We start from the raw sequence: 21,099 nt of genomic DNA on the forward strand, positions 1-21,099 counted from the left end.
GGGTGGGTACCTCGGGGGGCTTGGGGGGCGTGGGGCGAGATGAGGGACATGACTCTCCGCGGTTCGAAGTGGGGGTTGTCAGCCGGCCTCGGCGATTCCCATGACGTAACGGACTGTCCTTGCCTCCAAGCAGTCGTGCCGGGATACGGCGGCCGTCCTCCGGGGTGGGCGGCTGCCCTGGTCGACTCCTGTTCCCCGGGTCGGAAATCGTCCGGGCCGCCACGGACGTTCAGGGCCTGCGCGGTGGTGGACACGGCGGTGCCGGGGGCCGGGTGGGCGGCCGGTCCGGGCCCGGCAAGATCCGGAAGAGACGGCCTAGTCGAGGTCGAGCCGGTATCTGAGGTCCGCACGGACGGCCCGCATCCCTTCCTCGATGTTGAGGAAGGGGGACGGCACGAGGTCCGCCCACACCCGGGACGTGACGGAGAAGTCCGTGCTCGCGCCGCCCGCCGGGTACTCGTGGAGGACGGGCACCGGCTGGTCGAAGAGGCGCTCGGCCACCTCCAGAAGCCCGTCGATCCGGAAGGACCGCCCGCTGGCGAAGATCTTGCAGACGTACGGGTCCCTGCCCAGGGTGCGGGAACGCACGGCATCCATCGTCGCGACCGCCATCCGTGCGCAGTCCCGCGCGTAGATGTAGTCGCGCGTCGTCCTCGGCGCGGCCCGCAGGCGCAGGGGTTCTCCGGTCAGCTGTGCTTTGACGAGGGCGCTGACCAGTCCCTGGTTCTTGCCGAGGTTCTGTCCGGGACCGTAGAGGTTGGTGATCCGGCCCGCCACCACGGGCAGCCGCCATCGGCGCGACAGGGCCTCGGCCTCCTTCTCCACGGCGAGTTTGGCCTCGCCGTAGGCGTTCTGGGGAGCGGGGGTGGAGAACTCGGTGAAGGGCGCGTGTGCCGAGCCCGCGTACGCACCGCCCGCCGACGACGCGAAGAACAGGGCGCCGTCGGAAGGGAGGCCGGACCGTTCGAGTCCGTCGTGGATTCCCGCGAGCAGCCGACCGACCTGGACGCGTTCTCGCTCGACCTGCTCGGCAGGGGTGTGGAACACGGCCAGGCCGGCGCACCAGTAGAGGTTCCAGCGGTCGGTTCGAGCGGCCAGCTCCCTTCCCAGTTCGTAGAGTCGGGCACAGGCGAGGGCGTGGTCGTCCCAGGGGACGCGCACCCGTTCGCTCAGCCGGCCGCCCAGCGCGGCGCGGACGTGCCTCCCCAGAAGGCCTCCCCCGCCCACCACGACTTCCCTCGTCGTGACGGCCTGCTCGCCCGCTGCCGGTCCGTACTGTCTCGGCAGCAGAAGTACCTCGCCGTCCGGCGGATACGGAAGGACACGGCCCATCGTCCGACTTCCTTTCCTCTGGGGATCACGGGTGGAGGCGTCTTGTGCCGATCACGCGCACGGCGTGGAGTTCCGGCCCTTCGCGCGAAGAGGGCCGCCGTTGGACCAGGGACCAGGGACCAGGCCGTCTCTTCCGGATCTTGCCGGGCCCGGCCCGCCCGGCACGGCACCTCATCCCCCAGACTCCGTCCGGGGGGGGGACCGCCAGGTTGTCGGGACACCCGAGTACGTCCAGTACACGGGCGCCCCTCCGCCGCGCGATGCTTCTCCCAGGCCCTGCGGGCCTGGGGAGACCCCATGCACCGGACGCCGCAACCCGGCAAACCTTTCCGGTCACAGCGCTAGGTCAGGCGGACGAGCTCCGTCTCCCTGCCCCGGGCGACGTTCGTGACGTGCTCTCGTGCGGGCGGTCCGGGGTGGTGCTGCGATGCGGCTTGCGAGGACTGCTGCGTCGCGTCGCGCACGAGGTTCCACACCACTTCCTGCTGGCGCGTGTCCAGCACCTGGCTGACCATCCCCTCCCAGGCCACGCACAGTTCGATGAACTCCTGCTGGAGGTCGAGCCGCGCCGCCAGCTCGGCGGACCGGGTGAGGGTCCTCAGCACCACATGCCCGTCAGGACTCGGCGAGGGGCTGACACGGCTGGAGCCCACGAGGCCGTTCGATGCCTTGTAGTGGAGGAAGGCGGCGCGGATGACGCGGCGCTGCTCGTCGAACGTGATCTTCTTCTGTGCTTCCAGGTGCGCCGCGTGCAGCAGCAGCGGATGCACCCGGTAGGCGCCGGCCCGTGTCCGCTGCAACAGCGCCCGGTCGGCGAAGCGCCGGCAGGCGCACCGAACCAGATCGGTCGACAGGCCGAGCGCGGCCGCGACCGAGGTCTCGTCCAGATCGGGGCAGGGCAGGAGCGACAGCCGCAGATAGCGGTCGTGGTCGAAGTCTTCCAGGGAGGTGAACGAGGTGATGAGCCGGCCGATCAGGCTGCGTCCGGGCACCTCCAGCTCGTTGAAGACGGAGGTGGCGGCGAGCCGGTCGCTGAGCTCCCGGAGGTCGAGGAAGTCGCGGGTCGAGATGCGCGCCGCCGCCAGGCGCAGGGCCAGCGGCAGGTTGGCGCACTGCTGGATCAGCGCCCGCGCGTCCTGGGTGTCGAGGCTCTCGAAGCGCTGGTCGAGCATGCAGCTGAGCATTTCCAGGCACTCGTCCTCGTCCGGCACTTCGAGCGAGGTGTGATGAGCTCCGTCGATGCCGTTGAGGATGATGCGGGAGGTGATGATGCAGGCGCTGTCGCGCGAGGGCGGTATGAGCGGTTCCACCTGCTCGATGTCGCGGGCGTCGTCCAGCACGACGAGCAGCCGCTGACCGGCCGTGATGGTCCGCCACTGCGCCAGCCGCCCTTCCTCCGACGAGGAGATCTCGTCGTCCGGGATGCCCTTCTGCCGCAGCAGCACCCCGAGCGCGCTGGACACGCTGGCCGTGCAGGACGGCGAGAAGCCGTCCAGGGAGACGAAGAGCTGGCCGTCCGGATAGTGGCGGGCCAGCAGGTGCGCCAGCCGGACGGCGACAGCCGTCTTCCCGACTCCGCCCATTCCGTGAAGGGTCGCCACCGACGGCGAGTGGGTCCCCTGCCCCGAGAGGAGGGTGTGCAGTTCGTCGATCTCGCGTTCGCGTCCGCCGAAGTCCTGGAGGTCCCGCGGCAGGCAGTTCGGCCCGACCGGGACGCCGGGCCGTGCCGGGAGGGGCGGCGGTACCGGACTCTCGCGGGCGTGCGTCCCGCCCGACGGCCGGCCGGCCGGGGCGGGTAGGGCGGTATCGGAGTGCGGGTGGACCGGCTGCCTGTGGATCTTCGACGCCACGCGCAGTATCGAGGTCAACTCGTCGGAGCGTCCCCGCTCCTGGAAGGCGTGCACCGTCTTGTTCACGAGCACCCGGTGCTGTTCCACCAGTTCGGAGATCCAGTGCTCCTGCCCGCGGGGCTCCGATCCCTCGCAGGGCCTCCCCCGCCAGAGCGCCAGCGCCGAATACGCCACCGACAGGTCCTCGTCGCTCGCGAAGGCACTCGACATCGCCCGGTCGTAGAGCCGGCAGAACTCGGAGACGTCGGAGTGCTCGGGCGTCAACTTCAGCATGTAGCCCTCGTGGGACGTCGCCACCAGGTCCCAGCCCTGGTCGAAGCTGAGCCTGAGCGCGGAAATCATCTTCCGCACCTGGTGGTGGGCGCTGGACGGACGCTTCCCCTTCCATGCGGCGTGGAGGAGTTCCTCCATTCTCACCGAATTCTCGGGATGGAGAGCGAGGCACGAAACCACGGTCCGGTATTTCTGTCCGGTCAGCCGCACAAGCGCGTCGTCGCACCGCACCCGGAGTGACCCCAGCACATCGAAACGGATTAAACCCATTGCATTTCCCCCGTGCTAACTATTCGACCCGGCCAGGGTGAATATTTATCAAAGAGCCTTCCGCGTGATCTTGGCCATCAACCTCCTGACGCGCAGCGAAAAAAGCTGAAGAAAGAAGGGGGAGCGAGATTCGAGAGGGACACCGGAGAGAAGAGGACGAGAAAACATCTGCGGAATCAGCAACTGTTCAACGCTCGGCAACAGTACCAGTATCTTCCGATCCATGTACTTATTTTTTGGAACATGCAAACTTTTGACACATTCTGCACACAGCACGACTTCAGGAGCCCTCACCCCGGCCCCATTAAGAATCGTTGAGAACTCAACTGAACAGCTCGACCACCTCACGCCGGACGGAATTCCACTGTTCGACCTCACGTCGATGACGCGGCATCGTGGTGACTACTTCGGAACCTCCGCCGCGAACCGACGGCAACCGGCGGACAGCCATGGAAAGGACCGTTCCGGGGCCGATCTCCACAAATGTGTGCGGACTGGAACCACAGTTGCTGACGATCGCCTTCCAGAAGAACACCTTTTCAGCCATCTGATGCGTCCAGAACCGAGCTGGCTCCGTATTCCGGTCGCTGACCCTTCGTGCCGAGTAGGCCGAGACCATCGGTGACTTCGCCGGCGACAGCTCCCGCTCGCGCCGCGCCAGGAACTCCTCGAACTCAAGGGCGGCCGGGGCCAGGAGCGGGGAGTGGAACGGCTCGGCCGCCGCGGCGCGCATGCACGGCACCCCCTGGGCGCCAAGGCCTCGCACCATGTCCGGGAGGTCCTCCTCCGCACAGCTCACGACGCACTGGTTGTCCGCGTTCTCCGCCGCGACGACAGCCCGTCCGCCCAGGGCGTCGAGGTGCTCCTGAACCTCTGCCTCCGTGCCGCGGCAGGCGATCATGCCGCCGCGGGGAGCCTCTTCGAGCAGCCGGGCCCGCTCCTTCAGGAGCGCACCGGCCAGTTCGAGGTCGAAGACGCCCGCGAGCGTGGCCGCCGCCAATTCACCCACGCTGTGCCCGATCAGGGTCACGTCGGCGCCCTTCAGGTCCTCCAGCCAGACCCTTCCGGCGGCGTAGCCGATCCCGAAGAGCAGCGGCTGGGCGAAGGCCCCCTGCTCTAGTTCCCGGGGAGAGCCGTGACGCCACACCTGCCTGAGCCGCTGCGCGCCGGCGCCGAACGCGTCGAAGAAGTCGTCGAGCGCCCGCCGGAAACGGGGGTCGGCGTCGTAGAGCGGGGCCCCCATCGCGCCGAACTGCGAACCCTGGCCGGGCAGCATCAGGACGAGGGGGCCGGGCGAGGTGCCCGCCCCGTCGGCCGACCGCTCCCCCCGGGCAGCGGTCGGCGCTCGTCGCACCATGTGATTCACCGGTTCACCAGCCCGTCACGCCGGCCAGGAAGGACGGCAGGTCGTTGGCACGATAGGTCGGCACGCCGGGCAGCGACCTCCGGACGAACCCCGAGAGGACCTTGCCCGGTCCCAGCTCCCAGGTCCGCGACACCGACAGCCGCTTGAGCTCGGCCATCACGTCGACCCAGCGCACCCGGTGCACCAGCTGATCGCCGAGCTGGCGCTTGATCTCCTCACCGGACGCGTACAGTGCGGCGGTCGAACCGGAGATCAGGGGCACCCGGGGCGGCCGGAAGTCGAAGCGCTGCAGGTACTCCACGAAGTCCGCCGTCGCGCTGCCCATCAGACTGGAGTGGGCCGGGCCGCCGATCCTCAGCACGGTCGCGCGGGCGTCCGTCATCGTCGTGACCCGCTCGACCAGCAGGTCGATGGCGGCGGTCTGGCCGGAGACCACGGCCTGGAGGGGCTCGTTGTGGTTGGCCACCTCGACCACCTCCCCGGTGTCGGACCGCACCCGCGCGCAGGCCCGCTCGACCTGCTCGATCGGCAGTCCGAGGAGGGCCGCCATCTTCCCGTCCACCCGCTCCTGCACCTGCGCCATGAGCTCACCACGGCGATGGACGAGCTGGAGCACTTCCCTCCAGGTCAGCACACCGGCCGCCGCGAGAGCCGAGTACTCGCCCAGGCTGTGGCCCGCGACGACGTCCGGCTCCGCGCCCTTGGCCCGCGCGGCGACCAGGGCCGTGTAGCTGCACAGGAAGACGGCCGGCTGCGTGACCGGCATGTGCCGCAGCTTCTCGACCGGCCCTTCCTCGCAGAGGCGGGTCAGGGAGTACCCCAGGATCTCGTCCGCCTCCTGCCACAGCGGCTCGACCAGGCCCGGGTACTCCTCGCGCAGGTAGGAGCCCATGCCGACTTTCTGGGTCCCCTGGCCGGGAAACAGGAACGCTTTCACCGCGCCACCTCGGCTTCGTGGTCGTCAAGCGGGCGCACCGCGTCATTCCAGTCCTGCCGGGCCTCGTCAGGGGCCGTCGGGTACCAGTGGTGATCGGGCCTGATCCAGGCGTCCACCCGGGTGCCGCCGTCGGTCACGGACCCCCGTCGGACGCGGGTCGTGCGGCGGGCGGCCCCGGCCTCGCGCAGCTGGGCCGGGCCGAGACGGCGGCGGATCCCGCCGGTGGCCGCCGGGTAGCACACGTCGACACCCGCCAGGGAGTCGGCGATCTTCTGCCGGTAGGCCTCGTCGCTGTTCAGGCGCTCGGCCACGCGCGCCTTGTGCGCGGTGGCTGCCTCGTCGGTGTCGAACAGCAGGCGCGCCTGCGCGCGCAGTCTGCGCGCGAGCACGTCCAGCCAGGCGGCGCGTTCCTCCCCGTACTCCAGGAGCCCCTGCGGGTCCCCGTCCTCCAGGTGCGCCAGGACCCGCCAGCCGAGTGCCTCGGCGTCCATCAGGGACGTATTCAACGCCTGCCCTCCGATGGGGATGAAGGGATGGGCCGCGTCACCGCACAGCACGACACGGCCTTTGACCAGTCGGTGCGCGACGCTCGTGTCGTCGCTGAACGTCCGCAGCCACGAAGGCTCGGCCGGCAGCACCTCGCCGGTGGCGGCGTGCCAGGCGGCGCGGAGGTCCTCCGCCGTGCGCGGCCGGCCCACGGGCCACCGCGGATCGTGGATCATCAGCCGCGTGACCTCGTCGCTGAGCGGGGCGGCGGTGACGGTGTAACGCCCCCGCCGCTCGAAGCGCCGTCCCGGCACGCGGCACCGGCGGAGGTCGGCCTGCACCAGGACGCGCGTGGCCGGGGCACCCTCGCAGGCGATGCCGAGCAGCGCACGGACCGTGCTCTGCTGTCCGTCCGTCGCGACCAGCAGCGCCGCGCCGAAGGTCCGGCCGGTCCGGGTGCGTACCAGACGGTGCCGGCCCTGCCCGTGGACGGACTCCACGTGTTCCCCGTACAGCAGCCGCGCGCCGTGGCGGCCGGCCCAGCCGCTCAGTGTCCGTACGAGTTCGGGCTGCGGGCACCGCCAGACGCCGGCCCGGTCGGACTCGACGTGCGAGAGGTCCACGGGCAGGCCGCCGTAGTGCCCGTGGGTGCTGTGGGGCAGCTCAGGTGCGAACTCCACTCCGTGGGAGTCGAAGATCTCCATGGCGCGGGCGTGCAGGGTCGAGGCGCGGATCTGCGGGTCCGGCGCGCCGCGCGATTCCAGTACGGTGACCCGCGCGCCTGCCCCGGCGAGGATCCCCGCCAGGAGCAGGCCGCTGGGCCCGGCGCCGACGACGACGACGTCGGAGACCTCGGGCGCGGTCACGTTCCCGCTCACCGCTGCGGCGCGGCGGCATCGGCCCAGCGGACCGCTGCTTCGAGGGTCCGCAGGCTGTTGTTCCCCAGGTTCCGCCGGGCGATCTCCTTGGCGTCCGCGACGGTCGCGTCCGGGCCGAGGACCTTCTGCACCGCTTCGGGGTCGATCGCCACCGTGTGCTTCGAGGTGACCTTCCAGCTCTCGCCGGACGGGGAGATGGTCCACTCGCCGGTGTGCAGGTCCAGCAGCGCCGGCAGCGTCACCTGCTTGTACAGCAGCCTGGCCGGGCTCTGGGACACCCGGTAGGACTCCGTGACGTGGCTGTCGCCGTCCGGGGTCCTCGTCCGCATCCGGAGCAGTTGCAGCCCGTCGGAGAACTCCTTCATCTCGGCCTCGGCGACGTGGTCCAGCCGTCCGGACCACAGTTCGCCGCGGTCCAGGAAGGAGAACAGCAGGACGGGGTCGGCCGTCGTCTCCACCGAGTCCGCGAACGTGAAGGCGCTCAGCTCGCTGTCCGCCTCGCGTTCGAGGGCGGTCTTCAGCGCCGCGAGTTCCTTGGTGCTGTTGGTGTCCACGGCCTTGGCTATCCAGGCGAGCGCCTCCTCGGAGTCGTCCTCCGCGCGGTAGGTGTGCGTCAGCCGGACGGAGCAGCTGTCCTCGGTCAGGGGCAGGACCTTCCACTCGCCCGACATCTCCGCGACGGGCGGCGCGGTGACCGTCTGCGCGAAGCGGATGGTGCGTGCGACGGGGTCGAGGTGACGCTCGGAGACCCAGGACTTGGGTTCCCCGTTGGCGACGGCCCACAGCTGGATCGTCTGCTTGTTCCCCTCCCGGGCCAGTTCCGTGCTGTGGATGGTCGGTTCGAACATCTGGGACCACTGTCCGACGCTCTCCAAGCGGCGGTACACCTCGTCGGCGCTGCTGCTGATCGTGGTGGTGTGCACGTCGACGCGGGGCCGGTCGGTCATGCGGATCATCTCCTAGAAGTTTCCGAGGCCGCCGCACACGTTGAGTGCCTGGGCCGTGATCGAGGCGGCGCCTTCGGTGGTGAGGTACTCGACGAGGGAGGCGACCTCGTCGGGCGTGCTGTACCGGCCGAGCGGGATCTTCGCCTCGAAGGCGGACAGGACCTCCGCCTCCGTGGTCTCCCAGGCGTCGGCGTACGCGCGCCGCACCCGGGTGGCCATCGGCGTCTCCACGTATCCCGGGCAGACCGCGTTCATCGCGATGCCTTGGGGCGCGAGCTCCTTGCCCACGGCCTTGGTGAAGCCGACCACGCCGTGTTTGGAGGCGGAGTAGGGGGCGGCCAGCAGGACGCCCTGTTTGCCCGCGGTGGAGGCGATGTTGACGATGCGGCCGTGCTCGACCTCGTGGATGCCGCCGCGGGCCAGCACCTCCCGGGTGACGTAGAAGACGCTGTCGAGGTTGGTGCTGAGCACCTCCCGCCACAGCTCGTCGGTCAGCTCCGCCGTCTTGCCGCCGCCGTTCCTGCCGGCGTTGTTGACCAGGATCCCGATGGGCCCGCTCGCCTCCACGGCCCGGCCGACCAGCTCGCGCACCTGCTGGGGGTCACTGACGTCGGCGCTCAACGTGGTGACGGGCACGCCGAGTTCGGCCAGTTCCTTGGCGGCGGACCGGAGCTTCTCGGGGTCCCGGCCGCAGATCGACACGGTGTGCCCGGCCTTCCCGAGGCGTTGCGCGACGGCCTTGCCGATGCCGCTCGACCCGCCGGTGACGAGGGCGTGACGCAGAGCCGTCATGATGCCGCCGCCTGGTTCTCGAGGGCCTGGTTGATCGCGTCCAGCAGCTGCTGGGGCGTGTCGAGGTCGTTGAACACCGAGTCGTCGATCTCGATGTCGTTCTCGCGTCCGAGGCGCAGGCCGGTCTCCAGGACGGCCAGGGAGTCGTAGCCGAGGTCGGCGAACGCCTTGGTCGGGAGGTCCCGGTCGAGGTCGACGCCCTCGTCGACCCCCGAGCCCTCCTGGAGGGCGCGCTTGAGGTCGTCCATGGTGACGCGTGCGGTCATGTCGTTCTCTCCTTCGGTCATGCCCCGACGATCAGGGCGGAGTTGAACCCACCGATGCCCCTGGCGAGCACCAGGGCGTGGGTGATGCGGTGCGGGGCGGCCGCGGTGCACAGGTTGATCCCGAGGGACGCGTCCGCTTCGACGTTGACGGTCGGGGGGATCGTCTGGTCGCGCAGGGCGAGTACCGCCGTGGCGACGTCGAGCGAGGCGGTTCCGCAGCCCATGCGGCCCGTGGCCGCCTTGGGCGCGGTGACGGGGACGGAGTTCCGCCCGAAGACCTCCGCGAGGGCGGCGGCCTCGGCCCGGTCCGCCTGCCGGGTGCCGGCCGCGTCGGCGAAGACCACGCCGATGTCGCGGGCGCGCAGCCGCGCCGCGTCGAGTGCGAGGCGGATCGCCTGGACCAGACCCGCCCCCGGGTCGGCCCGCGGGTCGTCCACGGTCGCCCCGTGGCCGAGCACCGACGCGTACCGGCCGTCGCTCTCGGACCGGAGGACGAGGTGGGCCCCGCCCTCGCCGTTGACCCACCCGCCTGCCCGTTCGTCGAACGGCAGGTACGCGGTGCGCGGGTCGGCGGACTTCGACAGGTGGCCGGTCGAGGTGTGCGCGACCCGCCCCCAGGGACACATGGTGCTGTCCACCGAGCCGGTGAGCATGACGCGGTTCCCGCGCGCCAGGCGGCGGGCGGCGGTCGCGATCGCGTCGAGGCCGCCGGCGTCGTCGGCGACGATCACTCCGCTGTGCCCCTGGCAGCCGTGGCGGATGGAGATCTGGCCGGTGTTGACCGCGTAGAACCAGGCGTAGGACTGGTGGGTGCTGACGTACTTGGGGCCCTTGGACCACAGGTTCTGCAGTTCCTTCTGCCCGAACGCGTATCCGCCCGCGGTGGAGGCGGTCATGACGCCGATGTCGAGGGGGTCGACCTGGTCCCTGTCGATGCCGCTGTCGTCGAACGCCCCTGCTGCGGCGACCAGCGACATCTGTGTCATGCGGTCGGTGGCGGGCAGCAGCCTTCTGGGCAGTTCCTCCTGGCTGAAGTGGGGGACCTCGCCGCTGATGGGGTTGTCGTAGCGGGTGGAGTCGAACGACCGGGTCGGACCCAGGCCGCTGCACCCGTCCAGGAGGGCCTTCCAGTGCTCTTCCCGGGACAGGCCCAGCGGGGAGACGACACCGATGCCGGTGATGTGTGCGGTCATGAGCGCTTCTCCGGATCCGCGAGGACCATGGCGCTCTGGAACCCTCCGAAACCGCTGCCGGTCGTCAGGATTCCGTCGGTCTGCTGTTTCCTCGCATGTACGGGTACGTAGTCCAGGTCGAGCTCCGGGTCCGGCCGGGTGAGGTTGGCCGTCGGCGGGATCACGTCGTACCGCAGCGCCAGGGCGCACGCGGCGATCTCCAGCGAGCCGATGGCCCCCAGCGAGTGGCCCACCATGGACTTGATGGAGCTGATGGGCACATGGCGGGCGGCGGTGCCCAGGGAGACCTTGAGCGCCGCGGTCTCGTGCCTGTCGTTCTGCTTGGTCCCGCTGCCGTGGGCGTTGACGTAGTCGAGCTCGCCCGGGTCCATCCGGGCCTGGGTCAGGGCGGCGGTGACGGCCTGCGCCAGCTCACGCCCGTCGGCCTTCAGGCCGGTCATGTGGTACGCGTTGCAGCGGCTGGCGTACCCCTTGATCTCGCCGTAGACGCGCGCGCCGCGGCGCAGGGCGGACTCCTCGGACTCCAGGACGAACATCGCGCTGCCCTCGCCGAGGACGAATCCGCCCCGTGTCGCGTCGAACGGCCGGGAGGCGGTCTCCGGGGTGTCGTTGTAGGTCGAGGTCGCCTTGATCGTGTCGAAGCAGGCGACGGTGATGGGCGAGATGGGCGCGTCGGTGGCCCCGCAGACGACGGAGTCCAGGATGCCGTCCTGGATCAGTTCCCACGCGTTGCCCACGGCGTCGATCCCGGAGGTGCAGCCGGTCGACACGACGCCGCTCTGCCCGGTGACGCCGAACTCCCGGGCGATGCCGGCGGCGAAGGAGCTGGGCACGAAGTACGAGTAGAGCTGGGCGGGGGAGTCCGGGATCACGTCCCAGAGGGACCCGTCCGCGCTGAGCTGCCGGTAGACCTCCTCCAGCTTGGTCGTGGCGCCGACGGCGGAGCCCACGACGACCCCGGCGCGGTCGGGCGGGCACGTGTCCCGCCAGCCCGCGTCCTCCACCGCCTCACGGGCGGCGACCAGGGCGAACTGGGCTGCCCGGTCCAGCTCCACGGACTGCTGCTCGGTCAGTCCCGCGGCCTCGGCCCGGAAGTCGACCTCGGCGGCCACCTGGGATCTGAACGGCTCCGGGTCGCAGAGACTGAGCCTCCGGGTGGCGGTACGCCCCTGGGTCAGGAGGTCCCAGAAGGCGTCGCGGCCGACGCCGCCGGGTGCGACGACCCCGACCCCGGTGATGAATACGCGGCGGCTCAACGCTCGGCCCTCCAGTGGTAGAAGCGCTCGGCCATCGCGTCCTTCGGCGACCGCCAGGTCGGGGAGTAGGCCTCGATGTACGGCTTGAGGTCGTTGCTGATGCCGATGAACCGCGGGTCGGTCTTCGCCGCCTCCACCGCGGCGGTCCCGTCGGGGGTCTCGAAGTCCTGGAGGTGGAAGTAGAGGCCGCGGTACCGGAAGAGCTCGCGGCGCAGGGTGCCCATCCGCGCAGGCATGTCGGTGGCGTCGAACGCGCTGAAGACGTCCGCCACCGCGCCCGCGTGGCCGGGGTCCATCCGGGCGACGATCAGAGAGCTGTACAAGGGTCTTCCTCCTCTGGTTACGCGGCGGGCTCGCCGAGCCAACGGCTGAGCGAGGTGCTCAGCCCGTCGCTCCGCGGGCCCGCCCAGGCGATGTGGCCGTCCGGCCGGACGAACAGGTTCAGGGGCTCGGCGGAACCGGCTTTCCGTCGCGGTTCCATCGGCCGCGCGTGCACCACGCGCACCCGGTCCCCCCACTGCGCGGCGAGCGGGGACGCCTCGCCGTCGTCGGCGAGGAGGACCAGCAGGGCGGAGCCGTGCCGCAGCTCTTCGACGACGTCGCCGCCGGCCCCGACCACGGTGAAGGCGTCCGGTGCCAACCGCTCACCCACCGGTGGCGACGCCTCCGGGTCGCCCATGTCGTACCGGATGTCCAGTCCGCTGACTCCGTCGGCCAGCCGGACCGACACCTCCGGCACCTCCAGCAGCCGCCTCACGATCTCGCGCAGCGGGTCCGCCTCCGGTCCGCGCAGGAACAGCTGCCCCTGGGCGGCCGTGTTCAGCAGCAGTTCCCGGCCGACCGGGTGCCGCTCGGCCTGGTAGCTGTCCAGGAGGGAATCCGGTGCGCGGCCCCGGCTCACCAGCGCGAGCTTCCAGCCGAGGTTCACCGCGTCCTGGAGCGAAACGTTCATGCCCTGGCCGCCCGCCGGGAGGTGCGTGTGCGCGCTGTCCCCGACGAGCAGCACACGGCCGTCCCGGTACGAATCCACGAGGGACGAGGCGTCGGAGAACGAGCTCGCCCACAGGCATTCGCCGTCCGTCAGGGGCTTGCCGACGACGTTCTCGTACGCGTTCTTGATCTCGGCGTGGGTGACCGGTGCGCCCTGCGGCCGCATCGGCTGGGAGAAGTCGCAGACGATGACCCGTTCCGTCCCGTCGCCCAGCGGCGCGGACATGACCATGCCTTTCTCGTGCTTGACCCCGAAGGGCTCGTTCGGCAGCCCGCAACCGCGCAGGTCGCCGAGGAGCATCTGGACGGAAGGGGGCGTGCGGCGGGCGGGCATGCCGATCGCTTCGCGAACGCCACTGGCCGCCCCGTCGCAACCGGCCACGTAGTCCGCCTCGACGGTGCGCCGCCCGGCCGGACCGCTGAGCACGCAGCGGTATCCGGAGCCGGTGGGCTCCATCGACTCCAGCCTCCATGGCCTCAGGGCCGTGACCCCCCACTCCTCGCACCAGTCGGCGAGGACCTGTTCGGTCCTGGACTGCGGGTACTGGTTGGCCGGTCTCAGCGTGCTGGACAGGAAGTCGCCGTCGATGTTCAGGCCGGCGAAATGCACTCCCGGTACCTGGGCGAGCCCCTTGAAGCGGCCCAGGATGCCGCGCTGCTTGAAGATCTCCAGCGTCCGGACCGTGAAGCCCAGGGCCCGGGACTGTCCGCTCGGGCTCGGCAGTGCGTCGATCAGCAGCGGCTGGACTCCGTGGAGCGCCAGCTCGGCACTGAGCATGAGACCTGCGGGACCGGCTCCCACGACGAGAACCGGTACGTGCGACCGAATGGCTTCTGCGGCGTGCAACGTCATGCCGTTTACAGTGCTCGGAATTGCGCGGCCGGAGTAGGGCACCTGTGGTGAGGACGGGGGTATATCCGTGCTATCGCAGGGGAACTCCCGTGACGGGCAGGCGGCGGCCCTGGTGCGTCATACCGGAACGACGTCTTCCCCGGACTCCGCGGCGACGTCCGCGCGCAGCGGCTTGAGCGCGGCCGACCAGGCGACGACCTCGTCCAGCATCGTGTTCACCGCCGGTTCCTGCCCCTCCCCCGGCGTGAACCGGCCGGCCGACGTCGGGTCCGTCATGTCGCATCCCGTGTAGTCGAAGTCGGCGAACACCGACAGGACGACCTGGCTCCGTACATCTGCGACCTTCACCTCGGCCAGCGCCAGCCGCAGGTGCTCGACGGCGCGGGTCCCGCCGTGCACGCCGTAGCTGACGAATCCGGCCGCCTTGTCGTTCCACTCGGCGAACAGGTGGTCGACGGCGTTCTTCAGCGCCGCGGGCACGGAGTGGTTGTACTCGGGGGTCACGAACACGAACCCGTCGAACGAGCCGATGGCGTCGGCCCACCGCCGGGTGGTCTCGTTCCGGTACTGGCCGAACATGGCGGGGACGGGCTCGTCCAGCAACGGCAGCGCGTAGTCCGCCAGGTCGACCAGTTCGAAGGTCACCTCGCCCACCACTGCCGCGGGGTGCCGCGCGGCGACCTCGGTGACCCACCGCGCCACCGCCTCACCGCGACGGCCGGGGCGGGTGCTTCCGAGTACGACGGCGATCCTGATCATCTGATGTGCTCCTTCTGTCTGTTCCGAGCCCCGGGCCGCCCGGCGGCTTCGTGTCCTGGGAAGTACGGCGGCGTCACGCCCCGGGGTGGCCGGCGCCTTCGCCCCGGACCCGGCTCGCGAGGTGGCGTCCGGTGACCGAAGCCCGGCTCTCCATCAGGTCCTCGGGCAGCCCCGCGAACACGACGTCGCCGCCGGCCGCACCGGCGCCCGGCCCCATGTCGATCACCCAGTCCGCCTGCGCGATGACGTCCAGGTCGTGTTCCACCACGACAACGGTGCTGCCCTTCATGACGAGTTGGTGCAGAAGACCGAGCAGACGCCCCACATCCTGGCGGTGCAGCCCGGCCGTCGGCTCGTCGACCACGTAGAAGTCGGAGGGCGAGGCGAGTTCGACGGCGAGCTTGAGCCGCTGGCGCTCTCCCCCGGAGAGCGTCGACAGCGGCTGTCCGAGCCCCAGGTAGCCGAGCCCGGCCCCTTCCAGGCTCGCCAGCACCTCCCGGATCGCCGGCTCCGTGAAGAACGCGCACGCCTCACTGATGGACATGGCGAGGACGTCGGCGATGCTGCGGTCGCGCAGCCGGTGGGCGAGCACCTCGCTGCGGAACCGGGTGCCTTCGCACTCCTCGCAGGGCGATTCCACGGTGTCGCCGCGGCCGAGCTCCGTCACGACGACGCCGAGGCCGTTGCAGGCCGGGCAGGCGCCCGCCGAGTTCGACGAGAACTCAGCGGCGCTCGCCCCGGTGGCGCGGGCGAAGGCCTTGCGGATCGGGTCGAGGATGCCCGTCCAGCTCGCCGGGGTGCTGCGCCTGCTGCCCCGGGGCAGGCTCTGGTCGATGATCACGTAGGAGTCCAGGCGGGAGGGCAGCACTCCACGGGCCAGCGAGCTCTTGCCCGCGCCCGCGACACCGCTCACGGCGACGAAGACGCCGAGGGGGATCTCCACGGTGACGTCGCGCAGGTTGTGCAGGTCCGCGTTCTCCACCCGCAGCCAGCCCCGGGGTTCGCGGGCGGTCCGCAGCTGCGGCACGGTACGCAGCGATGCGGCGGTGGGTCCGTCGGAGGCGGGAAGCCCGCTCGGCGGACCGGCGTAGACGATCGTCCCGCCGTGGGTGCCCGCGCCGGGTCCCAGGTCGACGACGGCGTCGGCGACGTCGAGGACCTGCGGGTCGTGCTCCACGACGAGCACGGTGTTGCCCTTGTCGCGCAGGCTCGCCATCACCTTCAGCACCCGGTCGACGTCGTCGGCGTGCAGGCCGGTCGTCGGTTCGTCGAAGACGTACGTCAGGTCCGTCAGCGCCGAGCCGAGGTGGCGCACCATCTTGACCCGCTGGGACTCGCCGCCGGACAGCGTGCCCGCACGGCGCTGGAGGTTGAGGTAGCCCAGGCCGAGCTCGACCATGGCGGTGAGCGCGCCGCGGATGCCGTGGACGACGCCCGCCATCGCGGGATCGTTCCACTGCTGCACGACTTCGAGGAGCCGGGCGATCTCCATACCGGTGCACTCGGCGATGCCCACGCCGTTGACCCGTACCGAGCGGGCCTCCTCCGACAGGCGGCTGCCCTCGCACGCCGTGCACTGCGCGGTGCTGGCGATCTGCTCGACCGCGGCCCGCACGTGCGGCTGGAGCGATTCGCGCTCCTTGTTCAGGTACAGGCGCCGCAGCTTGGGCAGGAGGCCCTCGTACGTCACCTTCAGCGAGCGGCTGTCGGTCTTGGCGTGCTCCAGGTGCAGCAGCCTCTCCCACTCCTGGTCGTCGTACTTGCCCAGGGGGAGGTCGGGGTCGAAGAAACCGGAGTTGACGAAGATCGACCAGAATCCGGTGCCGACCGCGAAGGTGGGGAACAGCAGCGCGCCGTCGTTGAGGGAGAGGTCCCGGTCCACCAGCTGATCGATGTCGACCTCCGTGACCACTCCGGTGCCCGAGCAGGTCGGGCACATGCCGGAGGGGTCGTTGAACGAGAACCGGCTGGGGGACCCGATGTGCGGGGAGCCGTGCCGCGAGAAGAGCTGGCGCAGGAGGCCGTACGTGTCGGTGGCGGTCCCGATGGTGGACCGCGGGTCCGCGCCCAGTCGCTTCTGGTCCACGGTCACGACGGCGGAGAGGTTGCGCAGGCTGTCGACGTCCGGACGCACCGTCTGGGGCAGCAGCCCCTGGACGAACGTCGGCTGGGTCTCGTTGAGCAGGCGCTGCGACTCGGCCGCGATGGTGCCGAGTACCAGGGAGCTCTTGCCTGAGCCCGAGACACCGGTGAAGACGGTGAGCGCGCCCTTGCGTACGTCGATCGAGACGTCTCGGAGATTGTTGGTGCGTGCCCCGCGCACCTCGATGTGGCCGCTGTCGTGGGACAGCCTGTTCGTCGCCCCGGCCGCTTCGTGGCGGTGTGCGCTGTCGACGGGCTGCTCCGCGGCGACCACTGTCGCTGCCTCGGTCAGTGATCGGGCGGGATTCAAGGAGTCTCCTGTGATTGCCGGGGCTGGGCGAGCCAGGCTAGGAGCAGTAGAGGTCAGCTTCTGACCTCTACTGCCTCACGTGAGCGCGATCACAGGGCCGGTTCGCCCCCCGGGGCGGACGCGTCGGCCGGGGCCGCCGCACGCGCGTCGGCCCGGGGGATGTCGACGTCGATGCGGCCCATCACACGGCGGGCAGCCTCGGCGAGTTCGGGCGGGCTCTCGACCGTGAACCGGCAGCCGAAGGTGACCAGGAAGCCGATGAGCGCCGACCACGACCAGGCCCCCATCCGTATCCGGGTGATCCGCTCGTCGATCGCTTCGAAACTCGCCGCACCCGGGGCCCACTTGGCCACCAGCGGCGCGGGGCACTCCATCAGGATGGTCCCCCAGCAGGGCCAGGTGTCCGGGGTGTCTCCGCGGTCGGGCTGGCTCTGGACGAAGCGGGTGATGTCCCTCTCGGGGACGTCGCGCTGAGGGAAGCGCCACCCGGTGGACGCCGGCTGTTCGATCCGGTCGAGCCGGTAGGCGCTCCAGGAGCACCCGCGCTGGTCGTAGGCGACCATGTACCAGCGTCCCGACCAGACGACGAGCCGGTGGGGTTCGGCGAGGACCTCACTGCCGTCCACCTCGTCGACCTCGATGGACCGGTAGGTGAACCGCACGAGTTCCCGCTCCTGCGCGGCGGCGCTCAGCTGCGCCACCAGTCCGGGGTCGACCTGGGGCGGGGCCAGCTCCCAGGCGTTCTCTATCTGTTCGATGGAGAAGGTCGCGAGGCGGCGGGAGAGATGGGGCGGCAGGAGTTCCCTGATGGAGTTCAGCGCGCGCTTGGTGGCGTCACCCATGCCGGCCACGGAGGCGGGCGCCGTCTGGAGGGACAGCGCGATGGCGATGGCCTGCTCGTCGTCGACTATCAGCGGGGGAAGACGCGCCCCGCGGGACAGCCGGTAGTAGCCGGAGGGGCCTTTCGTCGCCGTAACGGGGTAGCCCAGTTCGCGGAGCCGGTTGATGTCGCGGCGGACGGTTCGCGGGGACACCCCCAGGCGCTCGGCCAGCCCGTCGCCGGTCCACTCCTTCTGTGCCTGAAGCAGGCTGAGGAGCTCCAGTGTGCGGTTGGCGATCAAGAATTGCCCTCCGATTGCGATCGGTAGAGGTCAGCACGCGTCCTCTTCTCCTGCGATGGTCCCGTTGCTCCGGGGGCGGCGCACGTCCCCCTCCCGCTCCAGTATTTCGCCCCCGGCGTTCCACCGGGTGCGCTGCATCGAGAAGATCGGAAGAACGCAGTGTCTGAAAATCCAACTCGACCCTCATCGGCCAATCGGGACGCTTGGCTGGGTTTGGTCGCGATTTCCCTCGGTGTGTCGCTGGTGGTCGTGGACTTCACCATCGTCAACGTGGTGATGCCCCCCATCATCGACGACCTGAAGATCACCGCGTTCGGCGCCCAGTGGATCCAGGAGTCCTACGCGATCATCCTGGCAGCCCTGCTGCTGCTGATGGGGCGCCTGTCGGACATCGTGGGAGCACGCCGTCTGTTCGTCGTCGGCACCGTGATCTTCGGGCTGGCGAGCATCGCCGCGGCGGTGGCGCCCTCCGGGGAGTCCCTGATCGTCAGCCGGTTCGCCCAGGGCGTCGGCGGCGCGATCGTCATGCCGACGTCGCTGGCGCTGCTCAACATGACCTTCCGGGGACGCGACCGCGGCAAGGCCTTCGCCATCTGGGGGTCCACGATCGGTGCGGCCGCGGCGGTCGGACCGCTGCTGGGCGGCTGGCTCGCCGAGTACTCCTGGCGGTGGGCGTTCGGCATCAACATCTTCGTCGTGGTTCTGATCCTCGCGGGCATCATGCGGTTCCTCCAGCCGTCCCCCCGGCAGCCGGGCAAGGTCGACGCCGTCGGCGGAGTGCTGTCGGTGCTGGGCCTCGGACTTCTCGCCTTCGGTCTGATCGAGGGCCGCAACTACGGTTGGTGGGAGGCCCGCAAGAGCTTCGGCCCCTTCGGTGACGGGGTGAACCTGTCGGTCGTCCCGGTCGCCCTGGCCGTCTCCGTGGTCAGCCTCGCGCTCTTCCTCCGGCTGCAGGTCCGGCTGACGCGCGCGAACGGCACGGCACCGCTGATGGACACCTCGCTGTTCGGCATCAAGTCCTTCAGCACGGGCAACATCGCGACGCTGATCATCGCGCTGGCGGAGTTCGGCATCCTCGCCGTACTGCCCCTGTGGCTCCAGTACACCCTGGGGTACTCCGTACTCCAGACCGGCCTGATGGTCTTCGTCGTCGCGGTCGGCAGCTTCTTCGCGAGCGGTGCCAGCTTCGGCATGGCCGAGAAGACCGGCCCCGTCGGCCTGGTCCGCATCGGCCTGGTGCTCGAAGCGCTCGGTCTGCTGATGTTCGGCCTGCTGGCGAGCAGCGACTCCCAGTGGTGGGTCATCGGCATCGCCCTGTTCCTGTACGGCATGGGGGTCGGCTTCGCCACCGCGCAGGTCACCAACGTCGTCCTGGCGGACGTACCGCCGCAGCAGGCCGGCCAGGGCTCCGGAATCCAGAGCGCCGCGCGTCAGCTCGGCTCCGCGCTCGGCATCGCGATCCTGACGTCGACGTTCTTCACGGCGCTGGACTCCGACCTGTCCGAGCGGCTCGCCCAGCAGGGAACGCCCGACGCGGACAAGCTGTCCTCGGCGGTCTCCGACAGCGCGGGCGCGATGATCTCCGGGCTGAGCCAGAACCCCGAGACGGCCTCGGCCGCCGACGCCGCCCGGGACGCCATGTCCTACGGGGTCCAGATCAACGGCTACACCTGCGCCGCGCTGCTGGTGCTCGGAATGCTCGCGACCTTCCTCATCCCCCAGCGCAAGCCGGACGCCCGGCAGTGGGGCGGACAGGACGCTTCCGGCGGGGCGCCGGAAGCCGGCGCCGACGTCCAGCAGACGCCTGCCTCCTAGAGCGCACGGCCCCATAGCTCCACCAGCCGCAGAGTGCTGCAGGACGGGCGAATCCGCTCCGTCCCGCAGCACTCTGCACTGTTCCGGCGCTGATTCCCAGGACCATCCCATGGGAATACCTAGCGCCGCTCCGGCACCGGCAACAGAGTGTGTTCGAGAACGAACTGCCCTTGCAGCGGTGCCTCATTTCGACGCATGGCAACCAGTCGAAGGGAAATCATGACCATTACAAGCACGGGATCGCTGCGCCCGCCGTCGCCCCCCGTCAGCATTCAGCTTCTCGATCTCCTCATGGGTAGCTGGCGCGCCGGTGTCGTCAGCACATTCGCAGAACTCGGTGTGGCCGACGCGCTGGGTCCCGGCGGCCTGACGCCGGCGCAACTCGCCGTTCGGCTCGGCCTGAAACGCGATATGGCGGAACGCTTCTTCCGCGCCAGCGCCTCCGTGGGCCTGCTGCGGCAGACCGAGCAGCACACCATGGAGCTGACCGCTCTGGGCCACGCCCTGGCCACCGACGACGACGCCTCCATGCGCAACTTCGCGCGCTGGACGGGATCCACTGCAGAAAGGGCGACATGGGCGCACCTGCCCACAGCGGTACGCACGGGCCGATCCCCCTTCGCCGCGATGCACGGTTCCGGCGTATGGGAATTCATGGAATCGAATCCCGACACCGCCGCGGTCTTCAATTCCGCGATGACCGAACTCTCCAAGAGGATCATCCGACCCGTGGTCGAGGCATTCGACTTCTCGCGGTTCGGCAGCATCACCGATGTCGGTGGAGGGCGAGGCGCGCTCCTCTCCGCCGTACTGCAGAAACACCCCGGAACCTCCGGCGTCCTCTTCGACCAGCCGGACGTGGTGTCGCGGGCCTGGCCGGAGCTGTCGGACGCGGGCGTCGCCGACCGCGTGACGGTGAAGGCCGGCTCCTTCTTCGACAGCGTCCCCGCGGGGAGCGACCTGTACATGGCCTCCAACGTGTTCCACGACTGGGACGATGCGCGCTCGCGCCTCATCCTCAAGAACATCGCGTCGGCCATGCACGAGGGAGCGCACCTCGCCGTCGTCGAGGCCGTGGCCGGCGTGGACGAGAAGGCGGACCAGGCCATCGCGCTCATGGACATGGACATGCTCGTCCTCTGCGAGGGCAAGCAGCGCACCGTGCAGGAGTTCCGGACCCTGATGTCCGAGGTCGGCATCGAGCTGGTCGGGGTCAGCCGCGCGGGACTGCAGTCCGTCATCGAAGGCAAGAAAGTCTCCTAG

The 21,099-nt window shown here is 70.2% G+C and carries 17 protein-coding genes; 2 read left to right on the plus strand and 15 right to left on the minus strand.

The genetic code is table 11. From position 1 onward, the window contains the following. Nucleotides 1-315: 315 nt before the first annotated feature. The 15 genes from ACZ4YL_RS34495 to ACZ4YL_RS34565 all read right to left on the minus strand — a co-directional run bounded on the left by ACZ4YL_RS34495 (nt 316) and on the right by ACZ4YL_RS34565 (nt 18,021). A complete protein-coding gene (locus tag ACZ4YL_RS34495; RefSeq protein ID WP_468121781.1) occupies nt 316-1,332 on the minus strand; it encodes an NAD-dependent epimerase/dehydratase family protein in 1,017 nt (338 codons plus the stop codon). A gap of 341 nt (nt 1,333-1,673) precedes the next feature. Next, on the minus strand, nt 1,674-3,524 hold the full coding sequence (locus ACZ4YL_RS34500) for an AAA family ATPase (RefSeq protein WP_468121782.1): 1,851 nt from the start codon (nt 3,522-3,524) through the stop codon (nt 1,674-1,676). Between the two features lie 523 nt (nt 3,525-4,047). After that, nucleotides 4,048-5,082: an acyltransferase domain-containing protein gene (locus ACZ4YL_RS34505; RefSeq protein WP_468121783.1), complete on the minus strand. Its 1,035-nt coding sequence runs from the start codon at nt 5,080-5,082 to the stop codon at nt 4,048-4,050. Nucleotides 5,083-5,095: 13 nt separating this feature from the next. Continuing rightward, complete coding sequence (gene fabD / locus ACZ4YL_RS34510) at nt 5,096-6,028, minus strand: ACP S-malonyltransferase (RefSeq protein ID WP_468121784.1); 933 nt, start codon at nt 6,026-6,028, stop codon at nt 5,096-5,098. Then, nucleotides 6,025-7,380: an FAD-dependent monooxygenase gene (locus ACZ4YL_RS34515; protein ID WP_468121786.1), complete on the minus strand. Its 1,356-nt coding sequence runs from the start codon at nt 7,378-7,380 to the stop codon at nt 6,025-6,027. Before ACZ4YL_RS34515 ends, fabD begins: the two co-directional genes overlap by 4 nt. Before the next feature lie 8 nt (nt 7,381-7,388). Further along, the gene (locus tag ACZ4YL_RS34520) at nt 7,389-8,339 is read right to left on the minus strand and encodes an aromatase/cyclase (RefSeq protein WP_468121787.1); all 951 of its coding nucleotides are present in this window, start codon (nt 8,337-8,339) and stop codon (nt 7,389-7,391) included. A gap of 12 nt (nt 8,340-8,351) precedes the next feature. Beyond that, nucleotides 8,352-9,131 carry an SDR family NAD(P)-dependent oxidoreductase gene (locus ACZ4YL_RS34525; RefSeq protein ID WP_468121789.1) on the minus strand — a complete coding sequence of 260 codons (780 nt, stop codon included), beginning with the start codon at nt 9,129-9,131 and terminating at the stop codon, nt 8,352-8,354. Then, nucleotides 9,128-9,418, minus strand: coding sequence for an acyl carrier protein (locus ACZ4YL_RS34530; RefSeq protein WP_468121791.1), 291 nt, complete (start codon nt 9,416-9,418; stop codon nt 9,128-9,130). The genes ACZ4YL_RS34525 and ACZ4YL_RS34530 overlap by 4 nt, the downstream gene beginning before the upstream one ends. Beyond that, nucleotides 9,415-10,590, minus strand: a complete 1,176-nt coding sequence (locus ACZ4YL_RS34535; protein WP_468121792.1) for a ketosynthase chain-length factor — start codon at nt 10,588-10,590, stop codon at nt 9,415-9,417. Before ACZ4YL_RS34535 ends, ACZ4YL_RS34530 begins: the two co-directional genes overlap by 4 nt. Further along, complete coding sequence (locus ACZ4YL_RS34540) at nt 10,587-11,846, minus strand: beta-ketoacyl-[acyl-carrier-protein] synthase family protein (protein WP_468121794.1); 1,260 nt, start codon at nt 11,844-11,846, stop codon at nt 10,587-10,589. The genes ACZ4YL_RS34535 and ACZ4YL_RS34540 overlap by 4 nt, the downstream gene beginning before the upstream one ends. Next, complete coding sequence (locus ACZ4YL_RS34545) at nt 11,843-12,169, minus strand: TcmI family type II polyketide cyclase (protein WP_468121796.1); 327 nt, start codon at nt 12,167-12,169, stop codon at nt 11,843-11,845. Before ACZ4YL_RS34545 ends, ACZ4YL_RS34540 begins: the two co-directional genes overlap by 4 nt. Nucleotides 12,170-12,186: 17 nt before the next feature. Continuing rightward, the gene (locus tag ACZ4YL_RS34550) at nt 12,187-13,689 is read right to left on the minus strand and encodes an FAD-dependent monooxygenase (protein WP_468121797.1); all 1,503 of its coding nucleotides are present in this window, start codon (nt 13,687-13,689) and stop codon (nt 12,187-12,189) included. A gap of 117 nt (nt 13,690-13,806) precedes the next feature. Then, complete coding sequence (locus ACZ4YL_RS34555) at nt 13,807-14,448, minus strand: NADPH-dependent FMN reductase (protein ID WP_468121799.1); 642 nt, start codon at nt 14,446-14,448, stop codon at nt 13,807-13,809. A 73-nt stretch (nt 14,449-14,521) separates the two neighbouring features. Continuing rightward, nucleotides 14,522-16,798, minus strand: coding sequence for an ATP-binding cassette domain-containing protein (locus ACZ4YL_RS34560; RefSeq protein ID WP_468121925.1), 2,277 nt, complete (start codon nt 16,796-16,798; stop codon nt 14,522-14,524). 191 nt (nt 16,799-16,989) lie between these two features. Next, nucleotides 16,990-18,021 carry a helix-turn-helix transcriptional regulator gene (locus ACZ4YL_RS34565; RefSeq protein ID WP_468121801.1) on the minus strand — a complete coding sequence of 344 codons (1,032 nt, stop codon included), beginning with the start codon at nt 18,019-18,021 and terminating at the stop codon, nt 16,990-16,992. Nucleotides 18,022-18,234: 213 nt separating this feature from the next. Between ACZ4YL_RS34565 and ACZ4YL_RS34570 the strand changes: the two genes are divergently transcribed. Both ACZ4YL_RS34570 and ACZ4YL_RS34575 read left to right on the plus strand, forming a co-directional pair. Continuing rightward, entirely contained in the window at nt 18,235-19,836 is a 1,602-nt protein-coding gene (locus tag ACZ4YL_RS34570; RefSeq protein WP_468121802.1) for an MFS transporter, read from the plus strand. Between the two features lie 291 nt (nt 19,837-20,127). Then, on the plus strand, nt 20,128-21,099 hold the full coding sequence (locus tag ACZ4YL_RS34575; protein WP_468121803.1) for a methyltransferase: 972 nt from the start codon (nt 20,128-20,130) through the stop codon (nt 21,097-21,099).

It is taken from the genome of Streptomyces sp. NPDC030021 (assembly GCF_055574035.1).